Source organism: Pontibaca salina (assembly GCF_016307205.1).
Classification (GTDB): domain Bacteria; phylum Pseudomonadota; class Alphaproteobacteria; order Rhodobacterales; family Rhodobacteraceae; genus Pontibaca; species Pontibaca salina.
In genome coordinates, this window is sequence record NZ_JAEIJD010000002.1 from 362,043 (window position 1) to 386,609 (window position 24,567).

A 24,567-nucleotide genomic window follows, 5' to 3' on the forward strand; every position below is an offset into this window, starting at 1 on the left:
AGGGTGCGATCCAACACAGGACATGAGGATGACATGAGCGGCAAACGCAGCATCTTTGAAGAAGTTTCCGATAATACGCCCCGCAGTGGCCCCGTTGCCCCCGGCGTGATTGACCGTGGTCGTGGCGGCGCCCGGCGCGGGATTCGCATCTGGCTGATCGGGCTGTTCGTTCTGGTGCTGGCGATGATCGCGGTGGGCGGGTTGACGCGGTTGACCGGCAGCGGGCTCAGTATCACCGAATGGCGGCCAATCACCGGCGCGCTGCCCCCGATGAGCGAGGTCGAGTGGCAAGCCGAGTTCGAAAAGTATCAAGCGATCGATCAGTTCATGATCGAAAACCGCTGGATGGAACTCGCGGATTTCAAGGAAATCTATTGGTGGGAATGGGGCCATCGCCAGTTGGGTCGGGTGATCGGCTTGGTCTGGGCGGTCGGATTTCTGGGCTTCCTGGTGCTGCGCCAGATCCCGCCAGGATGGACCAAGCGGCTGCTGATCCCCGGTGTTCTGGGTGGTGTGCAAGGGGCGATCGGCTGGTGGATGGTGACGTCGGGTGTCACGCAGGGGCAGGGGGTGACCGCAGTGGCCAGCTATCGCCTTGCGGTGCATCTGGGGCTGGCCTTTGCCATTCTTGGGCTGTTGGCCTGGTATGTGTTTTTGCTGGGCCGCTCGGAGCGCGATCTGATGCAGGCACGGCGCGCGCGGGAGGGGCGGTTGTTCGGGCTGTCTACGGGGTGGCTGCATTTCACGTTCCTGCAGATTCTCATCGGCGCGATGGTTGCAGGGATCGATGCCGGGCGCAGCTATACGGACTGGCCGCTGATGGGGGGGCAGGTGTTCCCGCCGAACGCCTGGTACATCGAGGCAGGCTGGCGCAACCTGTTCGAAAATCCGGGACTGGTGCAGTTCATCCACCGGGTGACCGGCTATCTGTTGCTGGCGTTCAGCTTTGTGGTCTGGTTGCGCGGGCGACGCAGTGCCCATGATCGAACCCGAGTGGCTTTCAACGCTGCATTTGCGGCGTTACTCCTCCAGGTTGCTCTGGGCATCATGACAGTCGTTTACGGGGTGCCGTGGCAGGTGGCGATCCTGCATCAGATGTTGGCGGTCGTCGTGTTCGTGCTGATTCTGCGGGCGCGATTCTTGTCGGGTTATCCCCGCGCCATATCGCTGCGCGAGGGTCGGGCATGAGCGCGTTTCAAGAATTGATGGCCTATCAGCGCGACACCGAGGCATTGGCACAGGTGGGCGGGCGGCTGGGATGGGATCAGGAGACCGTCATGCCGCGCGGAGCGGCGCAACAGCGCGGCACCGAGATGGGGGTGATCGAAGCCGTCTTACATGCGCGGCGATGTGATCCGCGCGTGGGTGAGTGGCTGGAACGTGCCGAAGCGCCTGACGCGGCGGGCCAGGCCCAATTGCGTGAGATCGCGCGGGAGCATGAACGCAGTTTGAAGGTACCCGCGGATCTGGCCCGCAGGCTGGCACAGGTGACGTCGCAGGCCCAGGGCAAATGGGCCGAGGCGCGCGCCAACGAGGATTTCAGCGCTTTCCGTCCGATTTTGGAGGAGGTTGTCAGTCTCAAGCGGCAAGAGGGGGCTGCGCTGGCCCAGGAGGGCGATCCCTATGACGCCCTTTTGGACGGTTACGAGCCGGCCACCAATGCCGCACAGATCGCGGCGATGTTCGATGCGATGCGCCCGCGACTTGTTGCCTTGCGCGCCGCGATTCTGGAGCGCCCGATGCCTCAGGGGCTGACCAGGCAGTTCGATGAGGCGGGTCAGATGGAGCTGTCGCGCGAATTGGCGGGCGCCTTTGGCTATGACTGGACCCGCGGCAGGCTGGATATGGCGGTGCATCCGTTCTGTTCCGGCAGCGGCGATGATGTGCGGATCACCACCCGCATTGATTCCGCCGATCCGTTCAACTGCCTTTATTCGACGATTCACGAGGTTGGTCACGCGACCTATGAACAGGCGATCAATCCCGATTATGCGTTGACGCCACTGGGGCGCGGGGCGTCGATGGGCGTGCATGAAAGCCAAAGCCGGATTTACGAGAATCAGCTCGGCCGCAGCCGTGCGTTTTGCGGCTGGCTCTTCGATCGGATGCGCACCAGTTTCGGCGATCTGTCCGTCGCGGATGCAGATGCGTTTTATGCGGCGGTCAATCGTGTGCATAACGGCTACATCCGCACCGAGGCGGATGAAGTGCAATATAATCTGCACATCATGCTGCGCTTTGATCTGGAGCGTGCGCTGATCTCGGGCGATTTGGCGGTCGGTGATCTGGAAGCCGCATGGAACGATCGGTTCAAGCAGGATTTCGGCTATGCGGTGGACTGCCCTTCGAACGGATGTTTGCAGGATGTCCATTGGTCGGTGGGCTTGTTTGGCTATTTTCCGACCTATACCTTGGGCAATCTCTATGCCGGTTGCCTGAATGAGGCGCTGCGCCGCGATCTGCCGGATCTAGACGACCAGCTTGGCAAGGGTGACCTGGGCGGTGCGACCGGCTGGCTGCGCGACAAGGTCCAACGCCACGGCGGCCTGTACTTGCCCGCTGAGGTGATCGGACGGGCCAGCGGTATGCCAGTAACCGAAGAGCCGTTATTGACCTATCTGGAGGCCAAGTTCGGCGCGCTTTACCGGCTGTAATCAGTCTTGATCGGGAGAAAAGGCGTGGCTGTGCGATCAGCGTGCCGCGTGTTTCCTCAAGCGCCGGTTTTTGAGCGACCTGAAAAGCGAACCTGAATTCTGGCAGGCCCGCGCATCATCGATAGCGCCGAGCCTGCCAGTGAATCCTTGCGATCCGGTTACGCGTCGCCGTCCGCGTCGTCCTCATCACCCTGATCGGCGATCCAGGCAACGCTGACAACTTCTTCATCCGCACCGGTGTCAAACACCTTGACGCCGCCAGCACTGCGCGACCGGAACGAGATCCCCTCGACCGGCACCCGTATGGATTGCCCTCGCGACGTTGCCAGCATGATCTGGTCATCGGTTTCAACCGGGAACGAGGCCACAAGATCGCCGCCTCGCATCGCCCGATCCATCGCGGCCACGCCCATGCCGCCACGTCCGCGCACCGGATAATCATGGCTTGAGGATAGTTTGCCCATGCCGCGCGCCGTAATGGTCAGGATCAGGTTTTCAGCCGCCGACATTTCGGCATAGCGCTCCTGACTGATCGTGGCCATTGCATCGGTTTCCTCTTCGTCCGGCATCTCGGCGTCATCCGCCAGACCGGCAACCGCACGGCGCATTTTCAGGTAGGCCGCGCGTTCATCCGGAGTGGCACTGAAGTGTCGGATAATCGACATCGAAACGACGCTGTCGTTTTCCTGCAGCCTGATGCCACGCACGCCAACCGACGCGCGGCTGTGGAACACGCGCACATCTGTGGCGGGGAAGCGGATAGCGCGTCCAGAGCTGGTCACCAGCATCACATCGTCATCATTGGAAGCGATGCGCGCGTTGATCAATGTGGTCTCGGCGTGTTCATCCTCGAATTTCATGGCAATCTTGCCGTTTCGCATCACATTCGTGAACTCTGACAGCTTGTTGCGCCGCACCGTGCCTGCCGAAGTGGCGAACACCACCTGTAGGTCATCCCATTCGCTTTCGGCGCGGTCTACGGGCATGATCGCCGCCACCGATACACCAGACGGGATCGGTAGAATATTGACAATCGCCTTGCCCTTGGACGTGCGCCCACCTTGCGGCAGACGCCATGTCGTCAGCTTGTAGACCATGCCGTCGGTCGTAAAAAACAGAAGTTTGGTGTGGGTGTTTGCCACGAAAAGATTGGTGACGACATCCTCTTCCTTGGTCTGCATGCCCGACAGCCCTTTGCCGCCGCGGCGTTGGCTGCGGAAATCGGCCAGCGGAGTGCGCTTGATATAGCCGCCGGCGGTGACCGTTACGACCATGTCTTCGCGTTCGATCAGGTCTTCGTCTTCCATGTCGCCGGACCAATCGACGATCTCGGTGCGACGGGGCACCGCGAACAATTCGCGCACTTCGCTCAATTCGTCAGAGATGATCCCCATGATCCGCTCGCGGCTGCCGAGAATCTCCAGGTATTCCTTGATCTTGCCCGCCAGCTCTTCAAGTTCGTCGGTCACTTCCTTGACGCCGATCTGGGTCAGGCGTTGCAGGCGCAACTCAAGAATGGCGCGGGCCTGAGTCTCGGAGAGATTATAGGTGCCATCATCATTCATCGTATGAGTCGGATCGTCGATTAGCCGGATATAGTCGGCGATCTCTGCGGCTGGCCAGCGGCGCTCCATCAGTTTCTGACGGGCCTCGGCCGCATCGGCGCTGGCCCGGATGGTGGCGACCACTTCGTCGACATTGCTGACAGCAACCGCCAGACCACACAGAATATGGCTGCGCTCGCGGGCTTTGCGCAACAGATAAGCGGTGCGCCGTGCCACAACTTCCTCACGAAACTCGATGAACGATGTGAGAAAGCGGCGCAAAGTCAATTGTTCGGGGCGGCCGCCGTCCAAAGCCAGCATGTTGCAGCCAAAAGAAGTCTGCATCGGGGTAAAGCGGAACAACTGGTTCAGCACGACCTCGGCGGTGGCATCGCGTTTCAGTTCGACCACCACGCGCACGCCGTTGCGGTCGGATTCGTCTTGCACATGGGCAATGCCCTCGATGCGCTTATCACGCGCCGCCTCGGCAATGCGTTCGATCATCGTGGCTTTGTTCACCTGATAGGGGATTTCATCCACGACGATGGCATAGCGGTCCTTGCGGATTTCTTCGATCCGGGTCTTGGCGCGGATGATCACGCTGCCACGGCCCTCAAGATACGCCTTGCGCGCCCCCGAACGGCCCAGCATCGTGCCGCCGGTGGGGAAATCGGGGCCGGGAATATATTTGATAAGCTGTTCGCTGGTCAGGTCTGGTTCGTCGATCAGCGCCAGACAGGCATCCACCACTTCGCCCAGATTATGCGGCGGGATGTTGGTGGCCATGCCCACGGCGATACCGCCGGCGCCATTGACCAGCATGTTGGGAAAGCGCGCCGGCAGGACCGTCGGTTCGCTGTCCTTGCCATCGTAGTTGTCCTGAAAATCAACGGTGTCTTTATCGATATCAGCCAGCAGATAAGCGGCCGGCTTATCCATGCGCACCTCGGTATAGCGCATGGCGGCGGCGTTATCGCCATCCATCGAACCAAAGTTGCCTTGCCCGTCCAATAGCGGCAGCGACATCGAGAAATCCTGCGCCATCCGCACCAGCGCATCATAGATCGCGCTGTCGCCATGCGGGTGGAACTTTCCCATGACGTCACCGACCGGGCGGGCGGATTTGCGATAGGGCTTGTCGTGGGTGTTACCAACCTCGTGCATCGCATAAAGGATGCGCCGATGCACAGGCTTCAGCCCGTCGCGCAGATCCGGAATCGCGCGACTGACAATAACCGACATGGCGTAATCCAAATAGGATGTACGCATCTCGGACTCGATGGAAATGCTCGGGCCATCATACATCGGCCGCTCGGGCGGAGTTTCATCGGTGTTTTCAGGAGGTTCCGGCGTATCGCTCACGTGTTCTGCCCAATCTTGCTGCGGGTCTATATCTTGTGTGGGCACCTTACCAGACCCAGTACATAAGGTGCAATGGGCAGCCGTGGTTCGATTTGGCAGCCAACTCGCCGAAGTGACAACACTCTGTTTTTGTTGAAAATTAACTTTTTTTGGTGATCAATGGATAAGGGGATGCAACGGAGAGGAGATACCGATGGATCGCAGCGAAACCGAAATGATGCTGAAAGGCTATGGCCTGACCACGGCGGAGTTCTTTTACCGCATGCCCGATTACAAGAACGTGTTGAACAGTTTTGTCTGGCAGGACTACGATTTGGCGCCGGATCATCCCAATCTGTTCGGGTTCATTGAATTTTGGCAAGAGTCGATCGAGGGCCAGTTGCATTCGGTCCGCTTCAGTCATCGCCGGATGCTGTCTTCCGGGCAGTGGCGCAACGTGGTGGGGGAATTCACAATTCATTGACGTTAAGACCATCTCTTTGTGAGATTTTTAACCTGTTCTTGGTAAATAGTCGCGACCCTCCGAACGGAGCAGTTAGAGACGGAGGGACAGATGAGTTTGGAAATGCAAATCGGGCCAGGAGCGGGACGCGGTTTCATGTCCGGGTATCTGGATGCGTTGGGGATGGTAGAGCGTTTGCACCGCCTGCTACTCGACGTGGTGAAGGACGAATTCGAACGTGTTGGCATTCTCGAAATCAATGCGGTTCAGGCGCTGTTGCTGTTCAATATCGGCGACAACGAAGTGACAGCAGGCGAGCTGAAAAGCCGCGGCTACTATCAAGGCAGCAATGTCAGCTACAATCTCAAGAAACTGGTTGAATTGGGGTATATGCACCATCAGCGCTGCGAGATTGACCGCCGCTCGGTCCGGGTGCGCCTGACTGCGCGCGGGCGCGAGATACGTGACACGGTGAACGCTCTTTTTGCCCGCCATGCTGAAGGCTTGGAACATCGCAGTGTCATCGAACGTGACGGGTTCGCAGACCTCACCAGAACGCTCAAACGGGTCGAGCGATACTGGACCGATCAAATTCGCTATATTTATTGACCGTATCGGGCTTTTCCGTTGCTACATCAGCGTCGTCAATATTAGTCAAGGAGCGCCCGTTCACATAACCCTTGCTGGCCTGATCCCGCGCCGACTGGCCAATACAGTTCCCTCGTGGGCCGACGGCCGACAGGGATATGTTCCAGAAGCTTAATGATGGCGCCGTCCGGTGGCACTCGGCGATCTGTGCAGCTGCGAACAGGATCCGCGCATTGGTCTGGTCGCCTCGGGCGCGATCGGCTCTAGGGCAGTGTCTTCGGGGGGATGACCTCGGCACCGCGCTCCAGTTGCCGCGCGCTCTTGCAGCACGCGATTTCGCGCCCGATCGCGTGCGCTTACGGAAAACGGCCCGTCAAGATGTGTGTCCCGCTGTCGCCGGCCAAGACGGCGCACCGGGTTGAGATCTCCCGCGCCCGTGCCTCCCTTTGATCCGCGCCCCTGCGTCTTTCTGGTTTGCAATACCCCGGGGGTGTGGGGGCTGCGCCCCCGCCAAGGTTGCCATCACAGCGGACGGATCTTGAGCCCGGTCACCCGGTTGCCCTCGCGCGCGATCACCTCGAAGCGGAAGCCGTGAAAAGAAAACACTTGGCCCACGGTCGGAATCATCTGTGCCTCGTGGATCACCAGTCCGGCGACGGTGTTTGCCTCATCATCGGGCAGGGCCCAGTCGGTGGCGCGGTTCAGATCCCGAATCGTTGTTGCGCCGTCGACCACGAACTCGCCGTCGTCGCTGCGGGAGATCGGCAAATCGGAATCCGGATCGAATTCGTCAGTAATCTCTCCGACGATCTCCTCCAGAATGTCTTCCAGCGTGATCAGGCCTTGCAGACTGCCATATTCATCGACGACCAGCGCGAAATGCGTCCGAGTGCGCAGAAATTGCCGCATCTGGTCGTCCAGTGTGGTGGTTTCAGGAACGAAATATGGTGGCACTGCAACGTCCGTGATCCGAAACCGTTTCAGCGCCTCAAGCCCGTCGCCACCCGAGCTGATCTGGCGAAACATCGCGCGCAGCAGATCCTTGGCATGAACCACTCCGATGATGTTCTCGGGCTCGTTTCGATAGACCGGCAGGCGGGTGTGCGGACTTTCCATACATTGTTGCAGGATCGCGTCGGGGGCATCGTCGGCGTCGATCATCTGGATACCCGAGCGATGCAGCATGACCTCTTCGACCGTACGCTCGTCAAGATCCAGCGCGCCCAAGATGCGGTCGCGGTCTTCCTTTTCCACGACGCCTTCGGAATGGCCCAGATGCAACGCGCCGGCGATTTCCTCGCGCACGGCAAGGATCTGGCTGTCAGGATCCACCGGCACCCCGAACAGCCGCAACAGCGCACGCACCAAGCTGCCGACTGCGCCAACGACCGGGGCAAAGATCATGATTACCACGCCGATGACCGGTGCAACGGCAGAGGCCGCCTTTTCTGAGTTTATGATCGCATAGGTTTTAGGCAGCACTTCGGCAAAAATCAGCACCAGAAGCGTCATCAGCAATGTCGCTAGGGCCACGCCACTTTCACCAAATAACCGCGTAAACAGCGCTGTGGCCAGCGCTGTGGCCAAGATATTCACAAGATTGTTCCCAAGCAGGACCGATCCGATGAGGCGCTCATTGTCTTCGGTGATTTGCAAGGCTTTCTTCGCGCCGCCCGAGCCCTTGTCGGCCTGCGAGCGCAGCTTGCCCCGCGACGCCGCTGTCAGCGCCGTTTCCGAGCCCGAAAAAAATGCCGACAGGACCAGCAGCAGCGCAATTGCCACGCAAGTAATCCAGAATGCGCCATCCAGCGCTAAGTTACCTGTGTCCATGATGTTCTGTCATGTTTTTTCGTACCGTCAGGTTATGAGACCACCAAAGCCGTCAATCAACCCGGCCACCTTTGGGATGGGCCAATGGGTGATGTTTCAGCACCAGTTCATTCAGTCGCGCGTCCAGCACATGAGTGTAGATTTCGGTCGTCGCCAGATCGGCATGGCCCAGCAGCGTCTGAATTGCACGCAGATCGGCACCATTGGCCAAGAGATGCGTGGCAAAAGCATGGCGCAGCGTGTGCGGGGTGACCTTGGCCGGCGCTACCCCGCCGGTTACCGCCATGGCCTTGATCAAAAGATAAAAGTGATGGCGCGTCAGGTGCCCGCTTTTGCCGCGTGAGGGGAACAGGAACCGTGACAGGGCCGCGCCTTTCTGCTCGCGCAGCGCTTCGGCGCCGTCACGTGCAACCAGCCAGTCGGCCAGCGCCGCACGCGCCGGTGGCGACAGGGGCACCATGCGCTCTTTGCCGCCCTTACCGCTGATCAGCAACATGCGCGGGTCGCCCCGTGCAGCGCCGACTGGCAGGCCAACCAGTTCCGACACCCGCATGCCGGTGGCATAAAGCAGCTCGATCAGGCAGGTGTTGCGCAGCCGATCATTGGCACTGCGTCCGGTGACCCGAGCGGCCTCCAGCAAGCGCTCGACCTCGGTCAGATCAAGCGTTCTGGGCAGGCGTTTATCGCGCCCCGGTCCGGAAATCTGGATCGCCGGATTATCTACGCGCCAGCCTTCTTCGAATGCAAAACGGTAAATCTGTTTGATCGCCGACAGCCGGCGCGCGCGGGTCGATTTTGCCAATCCCTGAGCATCGCAGTCGATGAGATAGGATTCGACCGTGCTCTGATTTACTTGCGCAAAACTGCTCTCCCTACGGGCGAGCCATCCCGAAAAATCTTTCAGATCACGGCCATAGGCCAGCAATGTGTTGGTTGCCGCGCCCAGTTCCGCAGCTTGCGCTTCGAGGAATGTCGCGATCCAGCTATCGTCCTGTACCGGTGCAGTGCTCATGGAACGCGCTCCAGCAGCATCAGTTGCAATGCCGCGCGGCGTGCGGTGTCTTCAAGGTTGACGGTGCGCAACGTCGCCAGCGCGCCGGTGATCGCATCAGGATTGCCATGCGCGCCGGTGTTGAACAGCACGATGGTGCGCAGAATCACTTCGCCCAACTGGCCCCGGTCAAGTGCCCGCCGCAGGTCGTCGGGGGGCGCTTCGCCCCGAGCAAACCCATCGGCAATGGCCTGCGCCATGGTGCCCGGCGCCGCAATGCCGCCTGCTGTACCTTGTGCGACCGCTGCCAGAAACGCGGTTTCAGGCGTTTTATAGGGGGGCTTGTGCGAAGCCTCTTCATAGGCTGGGCCGAGCAACTGAATGCGCCATGCAAGCATCTGGGCCTTCGGGTCCGTCAAGTCCTGCTGGGCCAGACGTTCGGCAAAAAGCGTGGCAAAGGGCACTTCTAGCCGGATGTCGCGCATCGCATCCCAGACCAAGGGAAGCGAATTCGCAATTGCTTTGTCGTCGCCTTCGTTAAGTGCGGCTTCGAAACTCTGTACCGCCGCCACCCGTGTCCAGACACCGCCCGACGCAGCTGGCTGTCGCTCCGTATAAAGACCCAGCAACTGGTTGGGCGACAGCGCGCCGATTCGCGCCAGTCTTTCGGCCGCTTCGATCTGCGCTTTCCAACCGGCCACATCGCGTAGATCGGCGGTGGCAAAAGCGCGGGGCAGGTCGGATGTGGGCAGGCGTTCACCAATCGTCTCAAACAGGCGAAAGGTCAGCGGGTCGGGATCGCGAGGCACCGGCATGGGCGCCGCATCTTCGAACAGGTCTGGATGAAGAAACCAGTCTAGCAAATCCAGCTGTGCATTAGGCAGCAGCTCTAGCGCACGGGCGGTTTCCAGGATTAGCGCTGCAGTTTGCCAGTCATTGCCGCGTGCGGCGCAGAAGATGCGCGCCGGCAATCCGGGAGCCAGAGCAGGCTTTTCGGTCAGAACGGCGCAGCTTTTATCCTCGTCCCCCGTAAGCAAACTGGTGTCAAACCAGCGGGCGAACCGGGCGGCTGATTTATCGGCGCCGACGGATTGCACCAGTTCGCGTGCCGCATCGACCGCACCTAGATCAATCAGCCGGTCAAGCCGGGCCAGCAAGAGCCGTTCCGCATCCTTGGCGGCGGCGGGCGGATTTGACTCGGTCAGCAGCAACGTGAACAGCAGCCTCTGCATCGCGGTAAAATCGCGAACCGGTGCCGTAGCGATCCACCGGGTCAATTTCATGACATCGCTGCCCGTCCACAAGTCGGGTGGCAGACCGGTGGACGAGGGGGGAACAAGGCCGACCGGCTGAATCGACGAACCCAGCGGGCTGACTCGGACTTCGGGCTCACGGCCTGAGGTGCTGACCGGCGGTTCCAGAAGGACCGGACCGGAATATTCCGCCATTTCAGGATCTTTCAGCCAATCAATGGCTGACAGCGGTTGCTCTGCCGCCACAGTCAGCGGCATCAGCACGGCCAAAAGTGCCGCCTTATTGCGCATCCAGCGTCACCGGTTGGCGTATCTCGGATTGCGGTGCGTCGAAATCAACGCCGAACCACGGCCCGAGATAGACATAAGCTACGACACCGATACCTATAAGAATGATCAAATAGATCAGGAATTTGAAGATTTTGCTCATGTGGCCCTCACTGCCCGCTGCCGCGTTTTTGCGCAACTTGTATATGGCCTTTTGTGCATTATCACGTCATGCAAGACAACATGTGCGAGACAGAACAAAACAGCGACCGGAGCGCGGCAGCATCACCGCCGGGCAGGTTGAAAAAAACGGTTGTCATGGTCGGCATGATGGGGGCGGGCAAAACTGCGGTAGGCCGGGCCTTGGCCGCCCGTTTGGATGTGCCGTTTCTGGACAGCGATGCCGAGATCGAGGTTGCTGCTAACCGGACGATTCCCGAAATTTTCGCCAATGAAGGCGAGGCGTTCTTTCGCGACAAGGAAAGCCGGGTGATCGCGCGGCTTTTGCAGCGCCCCCAGCATGGGGTTTTATCCACCGGCGGCGGCGCGTTCCTGAGCGCGACCAACCGGCAGATGATCTCGCTTTATGGGGTGTCGGTCTGGCTGCAGGCGGATCTTGAGGTGCTATGGAATCGGGTGCGCCATCGCGATACCCGCCCGTTGCTGCGCACCGCTGATCCGCGCGCGACGCTGGCCGCGCTTTACGATTCTCGCGTGCCGCTTTATGCCAAGGCTGATCTGGCGGTGAACTCGGATGGACAGGCCGCGATCGAAGACATGGTTGACCGGGTGCTGGCGGCGCTGGCCGCGCGCCCCGATGTGCTGGAGCCGCAGGGATGAGACAAACCGTACATGTGCCGTTGGGCGCACGCGCCTATGACGTAGAAATCGGCCCCGGCCTGATCGGGAAAGCGGGCGCTTTCATCGCGCCGCTGCTGACTCGTCGGCGCGTGACGGTCCTGACTGATGAAACCGTGGCCGCGCTGCATCTGGAGTCTTTGCGCGCCGGGTTGGCGCGCGCGGATATCGACATGCAGGCGCTGGCGCTGCCGCCAGGCGAGGGGACCAAGTCCTGGCCGCAGTTCACCCGCGCCGTGGAGTGGCTGCTGGAGCAAAAGGTCGAGCGGAGCGACATCGTGATAGCGCTGGGCGGCGGGGTGATCGGCGATCTGGCGGGATTCGCGGCGGCGGTACTGCGCCGCGGCGTGCGCTTCGTGCAGATTCCGACCTCGCTTCTGGCGCAAGTGGACAGTTCCGTGGGCGGCAAGACGGGGATCAATTCGGACCATGGCAAGAACCTGATCGGCGCGTTCCATCAGCCTTCACTGGTGCTGGCGGACACCGATGTTCTGAACACGCTGCCGCACCGTGACCTGCTCGCTGGTTATGGCGAGGTGGTGAAATACGGGTTGTTGGGCGATGCCGAATTCTTTGCGTGGCTGGAACGGCACGGTCCGGCGTTGGCGGCGGGCGAGATGGCCGCACGGGTCGAGGCGGTAACACGATCGGTGCAGATGAAGGCGGATATCGTCGTGCGCGATGAGACCGAACAGGGCGACCGGGCGTTGCTGAACCTAGGCCATACCTTTTGCCACGCGCTTGAGGCGGCCACCGGATATTCCAACCGGTTGCTGCACGGCGAGGGCGTCGCGGTGGGCTGCGCGCTGGCATTTGACTTGTCCGCGCGCTTAGGTCTGTGCTCGCAGGAGGATCCAATCCGCGTGCGCGCGCATCTTCGCGAGATGGGAATGAAGACCGATCTTACCGATATTTCTGGCGAGTTGCCCGACGCGAATGGACTGCTGGCGCTGATGGCGCAGGACAAAAAGGTGGTGGATGGCCAGTTGCGGTTCGTGCTTGCACGCGGGATTGGCACGGCTTTTGTCACGTCGGATGTTCCGTCTGAAATGGTGCGCAATTTGCTGGCCGAAAGTCTGGCGGAGCGCGCTTCAGGCTAGCAGTCAGGCCCCGTCGCGCGTCCGCAGTACCATCAACTCGCCGATATTCTCGCGCGAGATATACCCAGCGAACCGCCCGTCGCGCTGCACCACCGCGACAAGCCCGCAGGGAGATTTGTGGATCTGGTCAAAAACCTTATCCAAACTGTCGCCCAGCCGCGCCACAGCCACTTCGGTGGTCATGACCTTCCCCACCGGGCGCATCTCGTGACCATGCGCTAATGCCGAAAAAAGCGCCTGGCGATCCAGGAAACCGATGATGTGCCCGTCGTCATTCAGGACCGGGAATTCGTGTTGCGTTGTGCGGATCAGGGTGTTGGCGGCCAGTTGCAGGCTGTCGTCGGGGCGCAGATGTTCAAATTCTGTAATCATTGCATCGCGCGCCTTGAGCTGTCGGCTCACGGCGCGCATCGTCACATCACTGCTTTCGGCATGGGCGGCCATGAAGACGAAAACTGCAATCAGCAACAGAATAAGGTTTCCCGAGAGCAATCCCAGTCCAGCCAACCCAAAGGCCAGGATTTGACCGGCCATGGCCGCCGCACGGGTGGCGCGCACCCGGTCCATCCAGATTGAAAGCGCGGCGCGCAGCACCCGCCCGCCATCCATCGGAAAGGCCGGGAGCATATTGAACAGCGCCAAAAACAGGTTCAGCGCAGCCAGTTGCGCCAGAAACTCGCGCCCACCGGCAATGCTGGTGATATCCTCCAATTGCGTGACCGGTCCGACGATCAGCGCCAGAAATGCCCAAATCACGACGTTCACCGCCGGACCGGCCAGGGCTACAGCGATCTCGCGCCCCGGCTGCTCTGGCATGCGGTCCAGCCTTGCCATGCCGCCAATCGGTAAAAGCGTGATATCAGCGGTGCGGATGCCATAACGCCGGGCCATCAACACGTGCCCGAATTCATGGGCAACGACACAGGCGAACAGCGCCAGCACGAAGAATACCGACATTATCGCGGCTTTTGCGCCTGCCTGTGCATATCCGGCTGCACCTATCCACAACAACAATAGGAAAAATGTGGCGTGAACCCGCAGTTCCGATCCGAACAGCCGTCCGATTGAAAAGGACCAGCTCATGCCATCTCACACGATCCTGTTAAGAGCGGGGTTATAAACGGATGCAGCAACAGTGGGGGGATGCTCCGTTGTCCTGCCTCTTTGTTGAAAACTATATAGCCGCGAAGCTTGAAAATCTACGTTTTCATGAAGGATCCGGTATTTGCATAGCGATATCGCTGCAATAGGCGGCGCATTGGTGCAGGTAGTTTTCAAGGTCTGCAAGATTTGACCACGGATCTGGATGGTGCCATTCTTTCAGCGGATGGAGGGCGGTGCAATGTTCGAGGCCGTGATCGCGCTGTGCTTGATTGGAGCGCCGCAGATGTGCCGCGACGTCCTCTTACCCGGATACGAGGCCAGCAGCTCCGACGCCTGTGTGGAGGCGCTGTCTACCGCCGAGCTGCCGCCTGTTTCAGGTTTTCATGCCGGTCAAGCGAAGTGCCGACCACTGGGTCCCGTCGCCGCTTTCACACAGATCGCGCCCGGCGTGTTTGTGCATCGCGGCGTGATCAGCGATGCTGCTTCAGAAAATCAGGGTGATGTGGCAAATATCGGCTTTGTGATCGGGTCTCGTTCGATCGCCGTTATCGATACTGGCGGTGCGCGCGGCGTGGGAGAACGCGTTTATCGCGCGATCAGACAGCGATCTGATTTGCCGATCAGTCATGTAATATTGACACATATGCATCCTGATCATGTGCTTGGCACGTCGGTCTTTGCCGAGACAGGTGCTGAAATTCTCGGCCATGCGCGGCTGACAGATGCGCTGAACGACCGCGCGGAAACCTATCTCGATACCTTCGGGGGGCGAATTGGCGCCGCTGCCTTCATTGGCACCTCGGTTATCTTGCCGACAATCGAGATCTCCGAAAGCCAGACCATCGACCTTGGCGGGCGTGCGCTGGAGGTGCGGGCCTGGCCCACGGCTCATTCGACCACGGATCTCACAGTGCGCGACACCGCCAGCGGCATTTTATTCACCGGCGATCTGGTCGTTGACGAGCAAACACCATCGCTTGACGGATCCTTGATCGGGTGGCAGGCGGTTTTGGCCGAGATGGCGGCTCTCGATGTTTCGCAGGTCGTGCCCGGCCATGGCGGACCGCTGCTTGATTGGCCCGAGGCCTCGGCGCCGATGCTGCGCTATCTTGGCGTGCTGGGCGCGGATACCCGTGCGGCAATTGCGGAGGGCGTCAGCCTTGGCACAGCGGCGGAAACTATTGGGCAGAGCGAGGCGGAGAATTGGCAGTTGTTCGACCTGTTCAATCCACGCAACGCCATCATAGTCTATACCGAACTGGAATGGGAGTAGTGCTACTCTACTCGGATACTGGCTCTAGTAAAAGTTGCGCTATCGCGTAAAGCCGCTGTTCCAGCAGAACCGGCGTTTCGCAGACATAGGTCAGAGAATGGGCCCGGTCCCGATAAACGCGCTCGTCCCAAGCGATTTGCTGTTTCAGGCTTTTGATAGCGTCTTGGTCGGGCGCAGTTGCCGCCGTCAAGCTGTCCATCTTGGTGCGGGCCTCGTCGATCCTTTTGGCCAGTGCGACCTGTTTTTGCGCATACTTATCGATACCTGTGATCAATCTGCGGCGATCGTGGTTGATTTTGTCGAAGATGTGCCAGAACACCTGTCCCATATCGGTTGGTGTCACCTCTGGGTGGTTTTTTACAAATTGTGTGATTAGGGCCTTGGCCTCATCCAGACCGACGCGCCGCAACTCTAGTTTTGCGGCCAGATCGGCAGCGTCCGCTGCGATTTCCTCATGCAGTGGCGTCGCTTCGATTGGATGCGGCCACATTAGGCCCGCTGATAGGGACACAACCTTGCGCTGGACGCAGGGCCACATTGGATCGCTGCCACTTGCGGCAGTGGCAGGGACAGGGGCGATGAGGGCAACCAGTAGCAGGCGAAAAACTTGCGATCGGCTCATTACTGGAAACTCCTCTGGCAGGTCAGAGTATTCTTTGCAGAACCGCCCTTGGGGGAAACATACACCAAGGTCTCAATTGTCTAAAAACCGCCATTATTTATAGTTTTTTTACAATCCGCCGAGCGGACAAAGCGCCTAACCGCGCGGCCGCGAGTTATCGGGGAGCATGATGAAGATCGCTTCGCAGAGCAAGTGTTTCGGAGGGGAGATGACCGTGTTTCGGCATCAATCCGACAGCTGTGAAGCGGAAATGAGCTTTTCAGTCTACCTGCCGCCACAGGCGCAATCGGGACCCGTGCCGTTACTGTGGTTTCTTTCGGGTCTGACCTGCAATCATGAAAACGCCATGACAAAGGGCGGTTTTCAACAGCACGCGGCGCGCGATGGCATTGCGTTGATTTTTCCTGATACGTCGCCGCGCGGCGAAGATGTGGCCGATGACGAAGCCTACGATCTGGGGGTTGGGGCAAGCTTTTACGTCAATGCAACGCAAGAACCGTGGAAGCGGCACTTCCAGATGTATGACTACATTGTAAAGGATTTGCGCGCGGCGGTTCAGGCCGAACTACCGGTCACCGACCGACACGGGATTACCGGGCACTCGATGGGCGGGCACGGGGCGCTTGTGATCGCGCTGCGCAACCCGGATCTGTTCCAATCGGTCTCGGTTTTCGCGCCAATTGCGAACCCGACCCAATCCGACTGGGGCCGGAAACAGTTGAGCGCTTATCTGGGCGAGGATGAATCCGATTGGGCGGATTATGACGCGTCGATCCTGCTGGACGAACGCGGTTGGCACAGCGACATCTTGATCGATCAAGGGACGAGCGACCAGTTCATCGAACTGCTGCGTCCGCAGGCTCTGTCAGCCGTAATCGCTCGCCGCCGCCAGCCCGCCGTGATGCGTCTGCAGGCGCGCTACGATCACAGCTATTTTTTCGTGTCCAGTTTCGCTGCTGATCACGTTGCTTGGCATGCGGCGCGTCTGAATGGGGCGGCGAACGGGGAGCATGAAAACATGGGCGCATAAGCGCGGAAGGGGCAATGACAAATGACCTGCCGGTCAATGCGGCAAACCAAAATACCGAGAGCGGTTCATTCCATAAGTTACCGAAAGGGAGGCTAATATGTATAAGTTTCTGACTCTGACATCTGCAATCGCATTGTGCTCGGCCGGGGTGGCCAGCGCCAATGAGGAGTTGCAGAAACTGATCGATGACCCCAACCAATGGGCAATCCAAACAGGCGATTACATGAACCAGCGCTATTCGGTACTGGATCAGATCAACAAGGAGAATGTGGGCAACCTGCAAGTCGACTGGACGTTCTCGACCGGGGTATTGCGCGGGCACGAAGGGTCGCCGCTGGTGATTGGCGACGTGATGTATGTGCACACCCCGTTCCCAAACATTGTCTACGCGCTCGATCTTAAGGATGATGGGCGGATCATCTGGAAATATGAACCGAAACAGGATCCCAACGTCATTCCGGTAATGTGCTGTGACACGGTCAACCGCGGCGTCGCCTATGCTGACGACAAGATCTTCCTGCATCAGGCCGATACCACTTTGGTCGCGCTGAACGCCGAAACCGGCGAGGTTGAGTGGAGTGTGGTCAACGGTGACCCGACCATCGGCGAAACCAACACTGCGACCGTCATGCCGGTCAAGGACAAGGTGCTGGTGGGTATTTCGGGGGGCGAATTCGGCGTGCGCGGCCATCTGACCGCCTATAACATGGCCGATGGCACCATGGCATGGCGCGCCTATTCGCTGGGTCCGGATGAGGATATGCTGGTCGACCCAGAAAACACCACCCATCTGGGTGAGCCGATCGGCGCGAATTCCTCGCTCGACAGTTGGGAAGGCGATCAATGGAAGATCGGCGGCGGCACCACCTGGGGCTGGTACAGCTATGATCCCGAACTGGATCTGATCTATTACGGCACCGCCAACCCGTCGACCTGGAACCCGGCGCAGCGTCCGGGCGACAACAAATGGACGATGACCATCATGGCGCGCAATCCCGATGACGGGATGGCCAAGTGGTTCTACCAGAAGACCCCGCATGACGAGTGGGATTATGATGGCATAAACGAGAATATCCTTGTCGATCAGGAAATCGATGGCGAGATGCGCAAGTTGCTGGTCAACTTCGACCGCAACGGCTTTGGCTATACGCTGGATCGGGAAACCGGCGAGTTGCTGGTGGCCGAAAAATTCGATCCGGTGGTCAATTGGGCATCTGAAGTCATCATTGACCCAGAGTCGGACCAGCACGGTCGCCCTCAGGTCGTGGCCGAGTACTCGACTGAACAGAACGGTGAGGACGTGAACTCGACCGGGATCTGTCCTGCGGCGCTGGGCTCGAAAGACCAGCAACCGGCAGCATTCTCGCCCGAAACCGGATTGTTCTATGTGCCAACCAACCATGTCTGCATGGATTACGAACCGTTCCGGGTCAGCTATACTGCCGGGCAACCCTTTGTCGGGGCAACGCTGTCGATGTATCCCCCCGACGACAGCCATGGCGGAATGGGTAACTTCATCGCCTGGGACGCCACCACAGGCGAGATCAAGTGGTCGCTGCCCGAGAAGTTCTCGGTCTGGTCCGGTGCGCTGGCAACGGCAGGCGACGTGGTCTTTTACGGCACGCTGGAGGGGTATCTGAAAGCGATCGATGCCCAGACCGGCGACGAACTTTACAAGTTCAAGACCCCGTCGGGTATCATCGGCAACGTCATGACCTACGTATTGGACGACAAGCAGTATATCGCTGTCCTGTCTGGCGTGGGCGGTTGGGCTGGGATCGGCCTTGCAGCCGGTCTGACCAATCCAACCGATGGTCTGGGGGCGGTGGGCGGCTATGCCTCGCTTGCCGATTACACTGCCCTTGGGGGTCAGCTGACGGTCTTCTCAGTGCCCGATTGATCCACTCACTTTGCCTTTAGCTTCGTCCGACACAGGTTCCCACTTGTGTCGGCCCCATGATGACACAATCGAGGACATGGAAATGCGACAAATTCGGACCGTCCTGCTATCTGGCATAGTTCTTGGCCTTGCCCAGTCGGCCCTTGCTCAGGGCGACATGGCCGCAGAAGCGAAAGCCCATAACATCACCGTCGCTTATAGCGAGGACGGACGATATTTCACCGAGGATGATATTCCAACCTACAACGTCGCCGAAGACGGCACGGTGGATTGGCAGACCTATTCCGGCTTTCGCCGCTATCATTCGGAATGCCACGTGTGCCACGGGCCCGATGGCGAAGGGTCAAGCTATGCACCGGCCCTGAAGAACTCTGCCGTCAACATGGATTACTACGATTTTGTAGACGTGGTGGTTAATGGGCGCGAACATGTGTCCGCTTCGGAAACTTCGGTCATGCCGGCCTTTGGCACGAACCGCAACGTTATGTGCTATCTCAATGACATCTACGTCTATCTCAAAGCGCGCGGGACCGATGCCGTACCACGCGGACGCCCGGCCAAGAAAGAAGGCAAGAGCGATGCCATTCGCGAGGAAGAGAATGCCTGTATGGGTTAGGCTGATCTGCACCTGCGCTGCGGTCTTAATGTCGGGAGCAGGCGGCGCAGCAGCGCAGGTCTCGGATCTGGTATCAAAAACCGCGTTCCGGGTCTGCGCTGATCCGGCCAACCTGCCGATGTCCGACGTGAACGAACAGGGATTTGAAAACCGCCTCGCCGACTTGTTTGCAGAAAAGCTGGGGCTCCCGGTTGAATATACATGGTATCCGATGGCGACCGGTTTCATCCGCAATACGCTGCGTGCCAACCACTGTGACGTGGTGATCGGCTATGCGCAGGGGCATGAACTGGTGCAAAATACCAACCATTACTTAACCTCGGCCTATACATTGATCGTCAAGGCGGATGGACCATTGGCCGAAGTTGACGATCTCGCCGATCCACGGCTGCAAGGGAAGGCCATCGGCGTCATTGCCGGATCACCCCCGGCCAGCCATCTGGCGCGAAACGGGCTGATCGGGGACGCGCATGGTTATGATCTTGTTGTTGATCGCCGTTATGAATCCCCCGCCGGTGACATGTTGGCTGATCTTGAAGCGGGACGGCTTGACGCCGCAGTTCTCTGGGGGCCGATCGCGGGGCCGCTGGTTAAACAAGGCTTTGCCGAGCTCAAGGTGACACCGTTGCTGAAAGAGAGCCTGCCGCCAAGGCTGTTTTTCCGGATTACGATGGGTGTGCGGCTCGGGGATAAGGACTGGGAGCATGAACTGAATGGGCTGATCCGGCGCAATCAGAGCGAAATCAACACCATCCTTGAAGATGCGGGCGTGCCGCTGGTCAACGCCATGGGTACTGCCGCACTGGCAGACCCACCATGATCCGTGCCCTTATCATCGCGCTGCTGATCCCGTTTGGCGCGCTGGCGCAGGAGGTTCCCGAACCGACTGATTATCGCATAGAGGAATATCGCGCCCCGATCCCGTTGACCCTGAAAGGGGCCACGGCCATCGATGGCAAGGCGGCATTCGCGTTGTGGAAAACCGACCGCGTTCCCTTTGTCGATGTGATGCCCCGCCAGCCCAAACCCAAGAATCTTCCTGAAGGCACTATTTGGCGCGATGAGACGCGCATGTCAGTGCCGGGCGCGATCTGGCTGCCCAATGTTGGCTATGGGGAAATCGCTGATGAAACAGCAAATTATTTCAAGCGCGGGTTGGAAAAGGTAACAGATGGCGACCCCGACGCGCCGATCGTGCTGTTCTGCCGTGACGATTGCTGGATGTCCTGGAACGCGGCCAAGCGGGTGCAGGAATGGGGCTACAGCCACGTTTTCTGGTTTCGCGGCGGCACCGATGATTGGGCAGCGCTGGGCTATCGTTTAGAGCCGGTTGAAGCCGAACCGGAGCCGTAAACGTCACGGTGTGAAAAAGGCGGTTTTCAGGATGTAGCGCATGCCGCGCAGCCAGGATTCGTCAGTGTTCGAGCGGATCTCCACCACCCGCGCGGCAACGACCTGTTTGGTACTGACATCGCGCATGACCAAATTCATCGCCAGAATGAGATTAGAGACTTTCTGCACGACACCGACCAGCACGTAATCCGCACCCAATTTGCGCGCCATGCGGAGTTCGCAGCCATAGCAATTGGCCGGGTTGCTGGTGCTTTCCAGTTCTGCGGCAATCGGCGCGAGATCGACCAGCGTAAGCCCCTGATCGGTGAATTGTCGGCGCACTTCATCCTCCAGCAAAGCAAGCCGAGCAGTCTCGTCTTGGCGCGCGGAGTTATAAGCCCCCTCGGTTGAGGTATCGAGAAAGGTAAGGCCCAGAAAAGCGACGGTGGCACCCTTGCGAAACTCGCCTGCCGTCGCAGCCGTGGCAAAAGCGATCAGTAACAAGGAGATGAGCGCGGGTTTCACCGTGCGCATGTTACCGGCTGCTGCCACTCTGGCAATCAGCCAAAGGTATAGGTTTCGTTTGCGCGCGGACCTGTCGCAAACTCGGCTTCACGGCGGCTTGGGAGGGACTGCTTGAAACCGATTGCCATCATTTGCGCAAGTCTTTTGCTCAGCTTTCTGGTTGCCATGCCGTTGTTCGCACTTGAGATTCGCACGGCGGTGTTGCGTGTCGATTACCCGACCCGCGTGCCGATCTCGCGTTTTGATCTGATGCCCGACGACATGGGGTTTGCCGGTGCCACCCTTGGTAACGAGGACAACCAGACGACAGGGTCCTTCCTTGGGATCGAGTTTAGCACGGAATTTGTCGCGACCTCGCCCGATAAGGCAGGCGAGGCGCTGGCCGCGCTGCAGGCTGACGGAATTGCGCTGATCGTGGTACTCGCCTCGGATGACGACCTGCTGGCACTTGCGGATGCGGCTGGGGAGGGCGCGCTGATACTCAACGCCATGGCTCGTGGAACCACATTGCGCGATGTGCAATGCCGCGCCAATATTCTGCATATCGCCCCAAGCCAAGCGATGTTGGCCGATGCGGTAACCCAATTCGCTATGTGGAAAAAATGGCCGCGCTGGTTTCTGATCGAGGGTTCGAACGCGGCTGACCTTGCGCTGGGCGCGGAATATCGCCGCGCGGCACAGAAATTCGGGGCCAAGCTCGTCGAGCAACGGATTTTCGAAGACACCGGCGGGTCGCGCCGGGCCGATACCGGTCATGTTCTTGTGCAGCGCCAGATCCCGGTTTTCACCCAAGGCGCGCGCGATCATGATCTGGTGATTGCCGCAGATGCATCCGATGTCTTCGCGCTTTACCTGCCGTTTCATACTTGGGCACCGCGCCCGGTGATGGGCTCGGCGGGGCTGCGCCCGGTTACCTTCCACGCAACGCATGAATCTTGGGGTGCGATGCAGTTTCAGACCCGGTTTGAAAAACTGGCCAACCGCTATGTCCGGGAAGAGGATTACCAAGCCTGGCTGGCGCTGCGCGTGATCGGCGAGGCGGTAATCCGCACCAATAGCGCCGATCCCGCGACGCTGAAAGACTTTGCGCTGGGCGACAGTTTCGAGTTGGCAGCCTTCAAGGGGCAGGCGGTGACCTTCCGCGACTGGAATGGCCAATTGCGCCAGCCGATCTTGCTGACCGACAGCAAGGTTACCGTCAGCGTCTCCCCGCAAGAGGGCTATCTGCACCAGCGCACCGCTTTGGATACGCTGGGTCTGGATCAACCTGAATCGGCCTGCACGGCCTTCACGAAATGAGGTGCATGATGAGAACGCTCTTTCTGCTGCTTGGCTGTCTGGGCGCTTTTGCGACACCGGCGCTCGCCAACAAAGTGTTTGTCAGCAATGAGAAAGGCAACACAGTCACGGTTCTCGACAGCGACAATTGGGAGGTGTTGACCGAGTTCAATGCCGGCAATCGCCCGCGCGGCATCGGTATCAGCCCCGACGGCAAACACCTCTATGTCTGCGCCTCAGACGATGACACCATCCGCGTGTTCGATGCCGACAGCTATGAGGAACTCTGGACCTTGCCATCCGGACCCGACCCCGAACTGTTCACGCTGCACCCGTCAGGCAATCCGCTCTATGTTGCCAATGAGGACGACAATCTTGTCACCGTGATCGACACCGAAAAGCGCACGGTTCTGGCCGAGGTCCCCGTCGGGGTCGAGCCCGAGGGCATGGCGATCAGCCCCGATGCCCGCTTTGTCGTCAACACCTCCGAAACCACCAATATGGCGCATTTCATCGACACCACGGATTACGAGATCAAGCACAACGTGCTGGTCGATCAGCGTCCGCGTTACGCGGTCTATACAGATGACGGTGCGCGGTTATTCGTCAGTGCCGAAATCGGCGGCACAGTTAGCGAGATCGACCCGAATGCCGAGGGGGGGCCAACCCTGATCAACAAGTTCGAATTTGCTGTGCCCGGAGTCGAGCCGGAATGGCTGCAACCGGTTGGCATGAAAATCACCGCTGACAAACGCTGGCTGTTCGTGGCCCTTGGTCCAGCGAACCGCGTGGCGGTGATCGATCTCAGCACCGATGAGGTCGTCGATTATATCCTCGTCGGGCAGCGGGTCTGGCAACTGGCGTTCACGCCGGACCAGAAATACCTGATCACCACCAACGGCAATTCCAATGACGTGACGATCATCGACGTGGCGGCGCAGAAAGCCTTGAAATCGGTGCAAGTCGGGCAGCAGCCCTGGGGCGTGGTGGTCGCGCCCAACTGAACGGGAAGGAGGGGGAATGGCACGAATTCTTGGAGGGCTTGCTTTGTCTCTGGCGGCGGTGATCGCGCTGGGTCCGCTAAATGCCAAAGATCTACCTCGTATCCGTGCAGCGGTGCTTGAGATCGGCACCGTGAACTGGGAACTTAACACGATCAAGCGCAACGGTTGCGATACCGCCAACGGGTTCGAATTGGTCCTCCAGCCCTTTGCCGACAATGGGGCAACCCGCGTCGCGCTTGAGGGCGGGGTAGCGGATATTGCCGTGATCGACTGGATCTGGACCGCGCGGCAGCGGGCGGCGGGGAAGGATTATGTCTTTATTCCTTACTCCAAAGCCGTGGGCGGCATGGTCGTTCCAAAGGACAGCAAGGCACAGAGCCTGAAGGACATGGCCGGCAAGAAAATCGGGATCGCCGGCGGGCCGCTGGACAAGAGTTGGCTGATCCTGCGCGCCTTCGCCACGCAAGAATATGACATGGACTTGGTCGGCGACACCGAACAGGTCTTTGGTGCGCCGCCGCTTATCTACAAGACCGCGCTTCAGGGCGAGACTGACGGAGCAATCAATTTCTGGCATTTTTTAGCCAAGATGAGGGCGGGCGGTATGCGCGAACTGATTGCGGTTGATGACGCGGCGCGCGCGCTTGGCCTTGACCCGGACACGCCGCTTCTGGGTTATGTAATGAAGGAGAGTTTTATCGCAGAGCATCCCGGCATTGATCAGAAACTTTACGACGCGTCCCGCGCCGCCAAGGATTTGCTCGCCAAAGATGACGCCGCATGGGAACCTTTGCGGATCCAGATGAACGCAAGCAATGAAGCAGAGTTTGAACTGCTGCGGCATGGTTTTCGCGCCGGTATCCCATCCGACGCGCCGATAAATATCGACGGAGCCGACCGGTTTCTGCGCCTCATGGCCAAGCTAGGCGGCGAAGATCTGGTTGGCGCGGCGACGACCCTGCCGGACGGCCTGTTCGCGAACGTGAAATAAGAC

The 24,567-nt window shown here is 59.5% G+C and carries 23 protein-coding genes; 15 read left to right on the top strand and 8 right to left on the bottom strand.

Going from position 1 to position 24,567, the window contains the following annotated elements:
- Positions 1 to 33: 33 nt before the first annotated feature.
- Positions 34 to 1,188 (top strand): heme A synthase, encoded by a 1,155-nt coding sequence (gene ctaA, locus JAO82_RS04410; protein ID WP_198685130.1) that lies wholly within the window; start codon positions 34 to 36, stop codon positions 1,186 to 1,188.
- Positions 1,185 to 2,654, top strand: a complete 1,470-nt coding sequence (locus JAO82_RS04415; protein WP_198685131.1) for a carboxypeptidase M32 — start codon at positions 1,185 to 1,187, stop codon at positions 2,652 to 2,654. Before ctaA ends, JAO82_RS04415 begins: the two co-directional genes overlap by 4 nt.
- A 158-nt stretch (positions 2,655 to 2,812) precedes the next feature.
- Here JAO82_RS04415 and gyrA read toward each other — a convergent pair whose 3' ends face one another.
- Positions 2,813 to 5,560 (bottom strand): DNA gyrase subunit A, encoded by a 2,748-nt coding sequence (gene gyrA / locus JAO82_RS04420; RefSeq protein WP_198685234.1) that lies wholly within the window; start codon positions 5,558 to 5,560, stop codon positions 2,813 to 2,815.
- 193 nt (positions 5,561 to 5,753) lie between these two features.
- On the opposite strand from gyrA, the gene JAO82_RS04425 reads away from it, so the two are divergent.
- Together JAO82_RS04425 and JAO82_RS04430 are read left to right on the top strand one after the other, a co-directional pair.
- Entirely contained in the window at positions 5,754 to 6,023 is a 270-nt protein-coding gene (locus JAO82_RS04425) for an usg protein (RefSeq protein WP_198685132.1), read from the top strand.
- 90 nt (positions 6,024 to 6,113) lie between these two features.
- On the top strand, positions 6,114 to 6,611 hold the full coding sequence (locus tag JAO82_RS04430; protein WP_198685133.1) for a MarR family winged helix-turn-helix transcriptional regulator: 498 nt from the start codon (positions 6,114 to 6,116) through the stop codon (positions 6,609 to 6,611).
- Between the two features lie 501 nt (positions 6,612 to 7,112).
- On the opposite strand, the gene JAO82_RS04435 is transcribed toward JAO82_RS04430, so the two are convergent.
- The 4 genes from JAO82_RS04435 to JAO82_RS04450 are packed head-to-tail and all read right to left on the bottom strand — an operon-like array spanning position 7,113 to position 11,094.
- Positions 7,113 to 8,420 carry an HlyC/CorC family transporter gene (locus JAO82_RS04435; protein ID WP_198685134.1) on the bottom strand — a complete coding sequence of 436 codons (1,308 nt, stop codon included), beginning with the start codon at positions 8,418 to 8,420 and terminating at the stop codon, positions 7,113 to 7,115.
- A 52-nt stretch (positions 8,421 to 8,472) separates the two neighbouring features.
- Positions 8,473 to 9,432, bottom strand: a complete 960-nt coding sequence (locus JAO82_RS04440) for a tyrosine recombinase (RefSeq protein ID WP_198685135.1) — start codon at positions 9,430 to 9,432, stop codon at positions 8,473 to 8,475.
- The gene (locus JAO82_RS04445) at positions 9,429 to 10,955 is read right to left on the bottom strand and encodes a hypothetical protein (protein ID WP_198685136.1); all 1,527 of its coding nucleotides are present in this window, start codon (positions 10,953 to 10,955) and stop codon (positions 9,429 to 9,431) included. The genes JAO82_RS04440 and JAO82_RS04445 overlap by 4 nt, the downstream gene beginning before the upstream one ends.
- Entirely contained in the window at positions 10,945 to 11,094 is a 150-nt protein-coding gene (locus JAO82_RS04450) for a hypothetical protein (protein WP_198685137.1), read from the bottom strand. The genes JAO82_RS04445 and JAO82_RS04450 overlap by 11 nt, the downstream gene beginning before the upstream one ends.
- An 80-nt stretch (positions 11,095 to 11,174) precedes the next feature.
- On the opposite strand from JAO82_RS04450, the gene JAO82_RS04455 reads away from it, so the two are divergent.
- Both JAO82_RS04455 and aroB read left to right on the top strand, forming a co-directional pair.
- Positions 11,175 to 11,771, top strand: a complete 597-nt coding sequence (locus JAO82_RS04455) for a shikimate kinase (RefSeq protein ID WP_198685235.1) — start codon at positions 11,175 to 11,177, stop codon at positions 11,769 to 11,771.
- Positions 11,768 to 12,889, top strand: coding sequence for a 3-dehydroquinate synthase (gene aroB, locus JAO82_RS04460; protein WP_198685138.1), 1,122 nt, complete (start codon positions 11,768 to 11,770; stop codon positions 12,887 to 12,889). The genes JAO82_RS04455 and aroB overlap by 4 nt, the downstream gene beginning before the upstream one ends.
- A 3-nt stretch (positions 12,890 to 12,892) precedes the next feature.
- On the opposite strand, the gene JAO82_RS04465 is transcribed toward aroB, so the two are convergent.
- Positions 12,893 to 13,972, bottom strand: a complete 1,080-nt coding sequence (locus JAO82_RS04465; RefSeq protein ID WP_198685139.1) for a site-2 protease family protein — start codon at positions 13,970 to 13,972, stop codon at positions 12,893 to 12,895.
- 223 nt (positions 13,973 to 14,195) lie between these two features.
- Between JAO82_RS04465 and JAO82_RS04470 the strand changes: the two genes are divergently transcribed.
- Positions 14,196 to 15,266, top strand: coding sequence for a quinoprotein relay system zinc metallohydrolase 2 (locus JAO82_RS04470; RefSeq protein WP_332872479.1), 1,071 nt, complete (start codon positions 14,196 to 14,198; stop codon positions 15,264 to 15,266).
- Between the two features lie 7 nt (positions 15,267 to 15,273).
- On the opposite strand, the gene JAO82_RS04475 is transcribed toward JAO82_RS04470, so the two are convergent.
- A complete protein-coding gene (locus JAO82_RS04475; RefSeq protein WP_232897214.1) occupies positions 15,274 to 15,888 on the bottom strand; it encodes a hypothetical protein in 615 nt (204 codons plus the stop codon).
- A gap of 169 nt (positions 15,889 to 16,057) precedes the next feature.
- Between JAO82_RS04475 and fghA the strand changes: the two genes are divergently transcribed.
- The 5 genes from fghA to JAO82_RS04500 all read left to right on the top strand — a co-directional run bounded on the left by fghA (position 16,058) and on the right by JAO82_RS04500 (position 20,787).
- Positions 16,058 to 16,918, top strand: a complete 861-nt coding sequence (gene fghA / locus JAO82_RS04480; RefSeq protein ID WP_198685140.1) for an S-formylglutathione hydrolase — start codon at positions 16,058 to 16,060, stop codon at positions 16,916 to 16,918.
- Positions 16,919 to 17,015: 97 nt separating this feature from the next.
- A complete protein-coding gene (locus JAO82_RS04485) occupies positions 17,016 to 18,818 on the top strand; it encodes a methanol/ethanol family PQQ-dependent dehydrogenase (protein WP_198685141.1) in 1,803 nt (600 codons plus the stop codon).
- An 82-nt stretch (positions 18,819 to 18,900) separates the two neighbouring features.
- Complete coding sequence (locus tag JAO82_RS04490; RefSeq protein WP_198685142.1) at positions 18,901 to 19,434, top strand: c-type cytochrome, methanol metabolism-related; 534 nt, start codon at positions 18,901 to 18,903, stop codon at positions 19,432 to 19,434.
- On the top strand, positions 19,418 to 20,254 hold the full coding sequence (locus tag JAO82_RS04495) for a substrate-binding domain-containing protein (protein WP_198685143.1): 837 nt from the start codon (positions 19,418 to 19,420) through the stop codon (positions 20,252 to 20,254). Before JAO82_RS04490 ends, JAO82_RS04495 begins: the two co-directional genes overlap by 17 nt.
- Positions 20,251 to 20,787: a PQQ-dependent catabolism-associated CXXCW motif protein gene (locus JAO82_RS04500; RefSeq protein ID WP_198685144.1), complete on the top strand. Its 537-nt coding sequence runs from the start codon at positions 20,251 to 20,253 to the stop codon at positions 20,785 to 20,787. Before JAO82_RS04495 ends, JAO82_RS04500 begins: the two co-directional genes overlap by 4 nt.
- Before the next feature lie 3 nt (positions 20,788 to 20,790).
- Here the strand turns inward: JAO82_RS04500 and JAO82_RS04505 are convergent, their stop codons facing one another.
- Positions 20,791 to 21,300, bottom strand: a complete 510-nt coding sequence (locus tag JAO82_RS04505) for a DUF3280 domain-containing protein (protein ID WP_198685145.1) — start codon at positions 21,298 to 21,300, stop codon at positions 20,791 to 20,793.
- Between the two features lie 156 nt (positions 21,301 to 21,456).
- Here JAO82_RS04505 and JAO82_RS04510 point away from each other — a divergent pair, with 156 nt between their 5' ends.
- The 3 genes from JAO82_RS04510 to JAO82_RS04520 are packed head-to-tail and all read left to right on the top strand — an operon-like array spanning position 21,457 to position 24,564.
- Entirely contained in the window at positions 21,457 to 22,590 is a 1,134-nt protein-coding gene (locus JAO82_RS04510) for an ABC transporter substrate-binding protein (RefSeq protein WP_198685146.1), read from the top strand.
- An 8-nt stretch (positions 22,591 to 22,598) separates the two neighbouring features.
- On the top strand, positions 22,599 to 23,573 hold the full coding sequence (locus JAO82_RS04515; RefSeq protein WP_408635496.1) for a YVTN family beta-propeller repeat protein: 975 nt from the start codon (positions 22,599 to 22,601) through the stop codon (positions 23,571 to 23,573).
- A gap of 16 nt (positions 23,574 to 23,589) precedes the next feature.
- Positions 23,590 to 24,564 carry an ABC transporter substrate-binding protein gene (locus JAO82_RS04520; RefSeq protein ID WP_198685148.1) on the top strand — a complete coding sequence of 325 codons (975 nt, stop codon included), beginning with the start codon at positions 23,590 to 23,592 and terminating at the stop codon, positions 24,562 to 24,564.
- The last annotated feature ends 3 nt before the right edge of the window (positions 24,565 to 24,567 follow it).

What these genes read in the sequence shown, in the direction of transcription:
- JAO82_RS04500 (WP_198685144.1), top strand. Translation starts at nt 20,251, where the DNA reads ATGATCCGTGCCCTTATCATCGCGCTGCTGATCCCGTTTGGCGCGCTG.
- JAO82_RS04425 (WP_198685132.1), top strand. Translation starts at nt 5,754, where the DNA reads ATGGATCGCAGCGAAACCGAAATGATGCTGAAAGGCTATGGCCTGACC.
- ctaA (WP_198685130.1), top strand. Translation starts at nt 34, where the DNA reads ATGAGCGGCAAACGCAGCATCTTTGAAGAAGTTTCCGATAATACGCCC.
- JAO82_RS04415 (WP_198685131.1), top strand. Translation starts at nt 1,185, where the DNA reads ATGAGCGCGTTTCAAGAATTGATGGCCTATCAGCGCGACACCGAGGCA.
- JAO82_RS04435 (WP_198685134.1), bottom strand. Translation starts at nt 8,420, where the DNA reads ATGGACACAGGTAACTTAGCGCTGGATGGCGCATTCTGGATTACTTGC.
- JAO82_RS04520 (WP_198685148.1), top strand. Translation starts at nt 23,590, where the DNA reads ATGGCACGAATTCTTGGAGGGCTTGCTTTGTCTCTGGCGGCGGTGATC.
- JAO82_RS04430 (WP_198685133.1), top strand. Translation starts at nt 6,114, where the DNA reads ATGAGTTTGGAAATGCAAATCGGGCCAGGAGCGGGACGCGGTTTCATG.
- JAO82_RS04510 (WP_198685146.1), top strand. Translation starts at nt 21,457, where the DNA reads ATGCCGTTGTTCGCACTTGAGATTCGCACGGCGGTGTTGCGTGTCGAT.
- JAO82_RS04465 (WP_198685139.1), bottom strand. Translation starts at nt 13,972, where the DNA reads ATGAGCTGGTCCTTTTCAATCGGACGGCTGTTCGGATCGGAACTGCGG.
- JAO82_RS04515 (WP_408635496.1), top strand. Translation starts at nt 22,599, where the DNA reads ATGAGAACGCTCTTTCTGCTGCTTGGCTGTCTGGGCGCTTTTGCGACA.
- JAO82_RS04455 (WP_198685235.1), top strand. Translation starts at nt 11,175, where the DNA reads ATGTGCGAGACAGAACAAAACAGCGACCGGAGCGCGGCAGCATCACCG.
- JAO82_RS04445 (WP_198685136.1), bottom strand. Translation starts at nt 10,955, where the DNA reads ATGCGCAATAAGGCGGCACTTTTGGCCGTGCTGATGCCGCTGACTGTG.
- JAO82_RS04475 (WP_232897214.1), bottom strand. Translation starts at nt 15,888, where the DNA reads ATGAGCCGATCGCAAGTTTTTCGCCTGCTACTGGTTGCCCTCATCGCC.
- JAO82_RS04485 (WP_198685141.1), top strand. Translation starts at nt 17,016, where the DNA reads ATGTATAAGTTTCTGACTCTGACATCTGCAATCGCATTGTGCTCGGCC.
- JAO82_RS04450 (WP_198685137.1), bottom strand. Translation starts at nt 11,094, where the DNA reads ATGAGCAAAATCTTCAAATTCCTGATCTATTTGATCATTCTTATAGGT.
- JAO82_RS04505 (WP_198685145.1), bottom strand. Translation starts at nt 21,300, where the DNA reads ATGCGCACGGTGAAACCCGCGCTCATCTCCTTGTTACTGATCGCTTTT.
- aroB (WP_198685138.1), top strand. Translation starts at nt 11,768, where the DNA reads ATGAGACAAACCGTACATGTGCCGTTGGGCGCACGCGCCTATGACGTA.
- JAO82_RS04490 (WP_198685142.1), top strand. Translation starts at nt 18,901, where the DNA reads ATGCGACAAATTCGGACCGTCCTGCTATCTGGCATAGTTCTTGGCCTT.
- fghA (WP_198685140.1), top strand. Translation starts at nt 16,058, where the DNA reads ATGAAGATCGCTTCGCAGAGCAAGTGTTTCGGAGGGGAGATGACCGTG.
- JAO82_RS04470 (WP_332872479.1), top strand. Translation starts at nt 14,196, where the DNA reads ATGGTGCCATTCTTTCAGCGGATGGAGGGCGGTGCAATGTTCGAGGCC.
- JAO82_RS04440 (WP_198685135.1), bottom strand. Translation starts at nt 9,432, where the DNA reads ATGAGCACTGCACCGGTACAGGACGATAGCTGGATCGCGACATTCCTC.
- JAO82_RS04495 (WP_198685143.1), top strand. Translation starts at nt 19,418, where the DNA reads ATGCCTGTATGGGTTAGGCTGATCTGCACCTGCGCTGCGGTCTTAATG.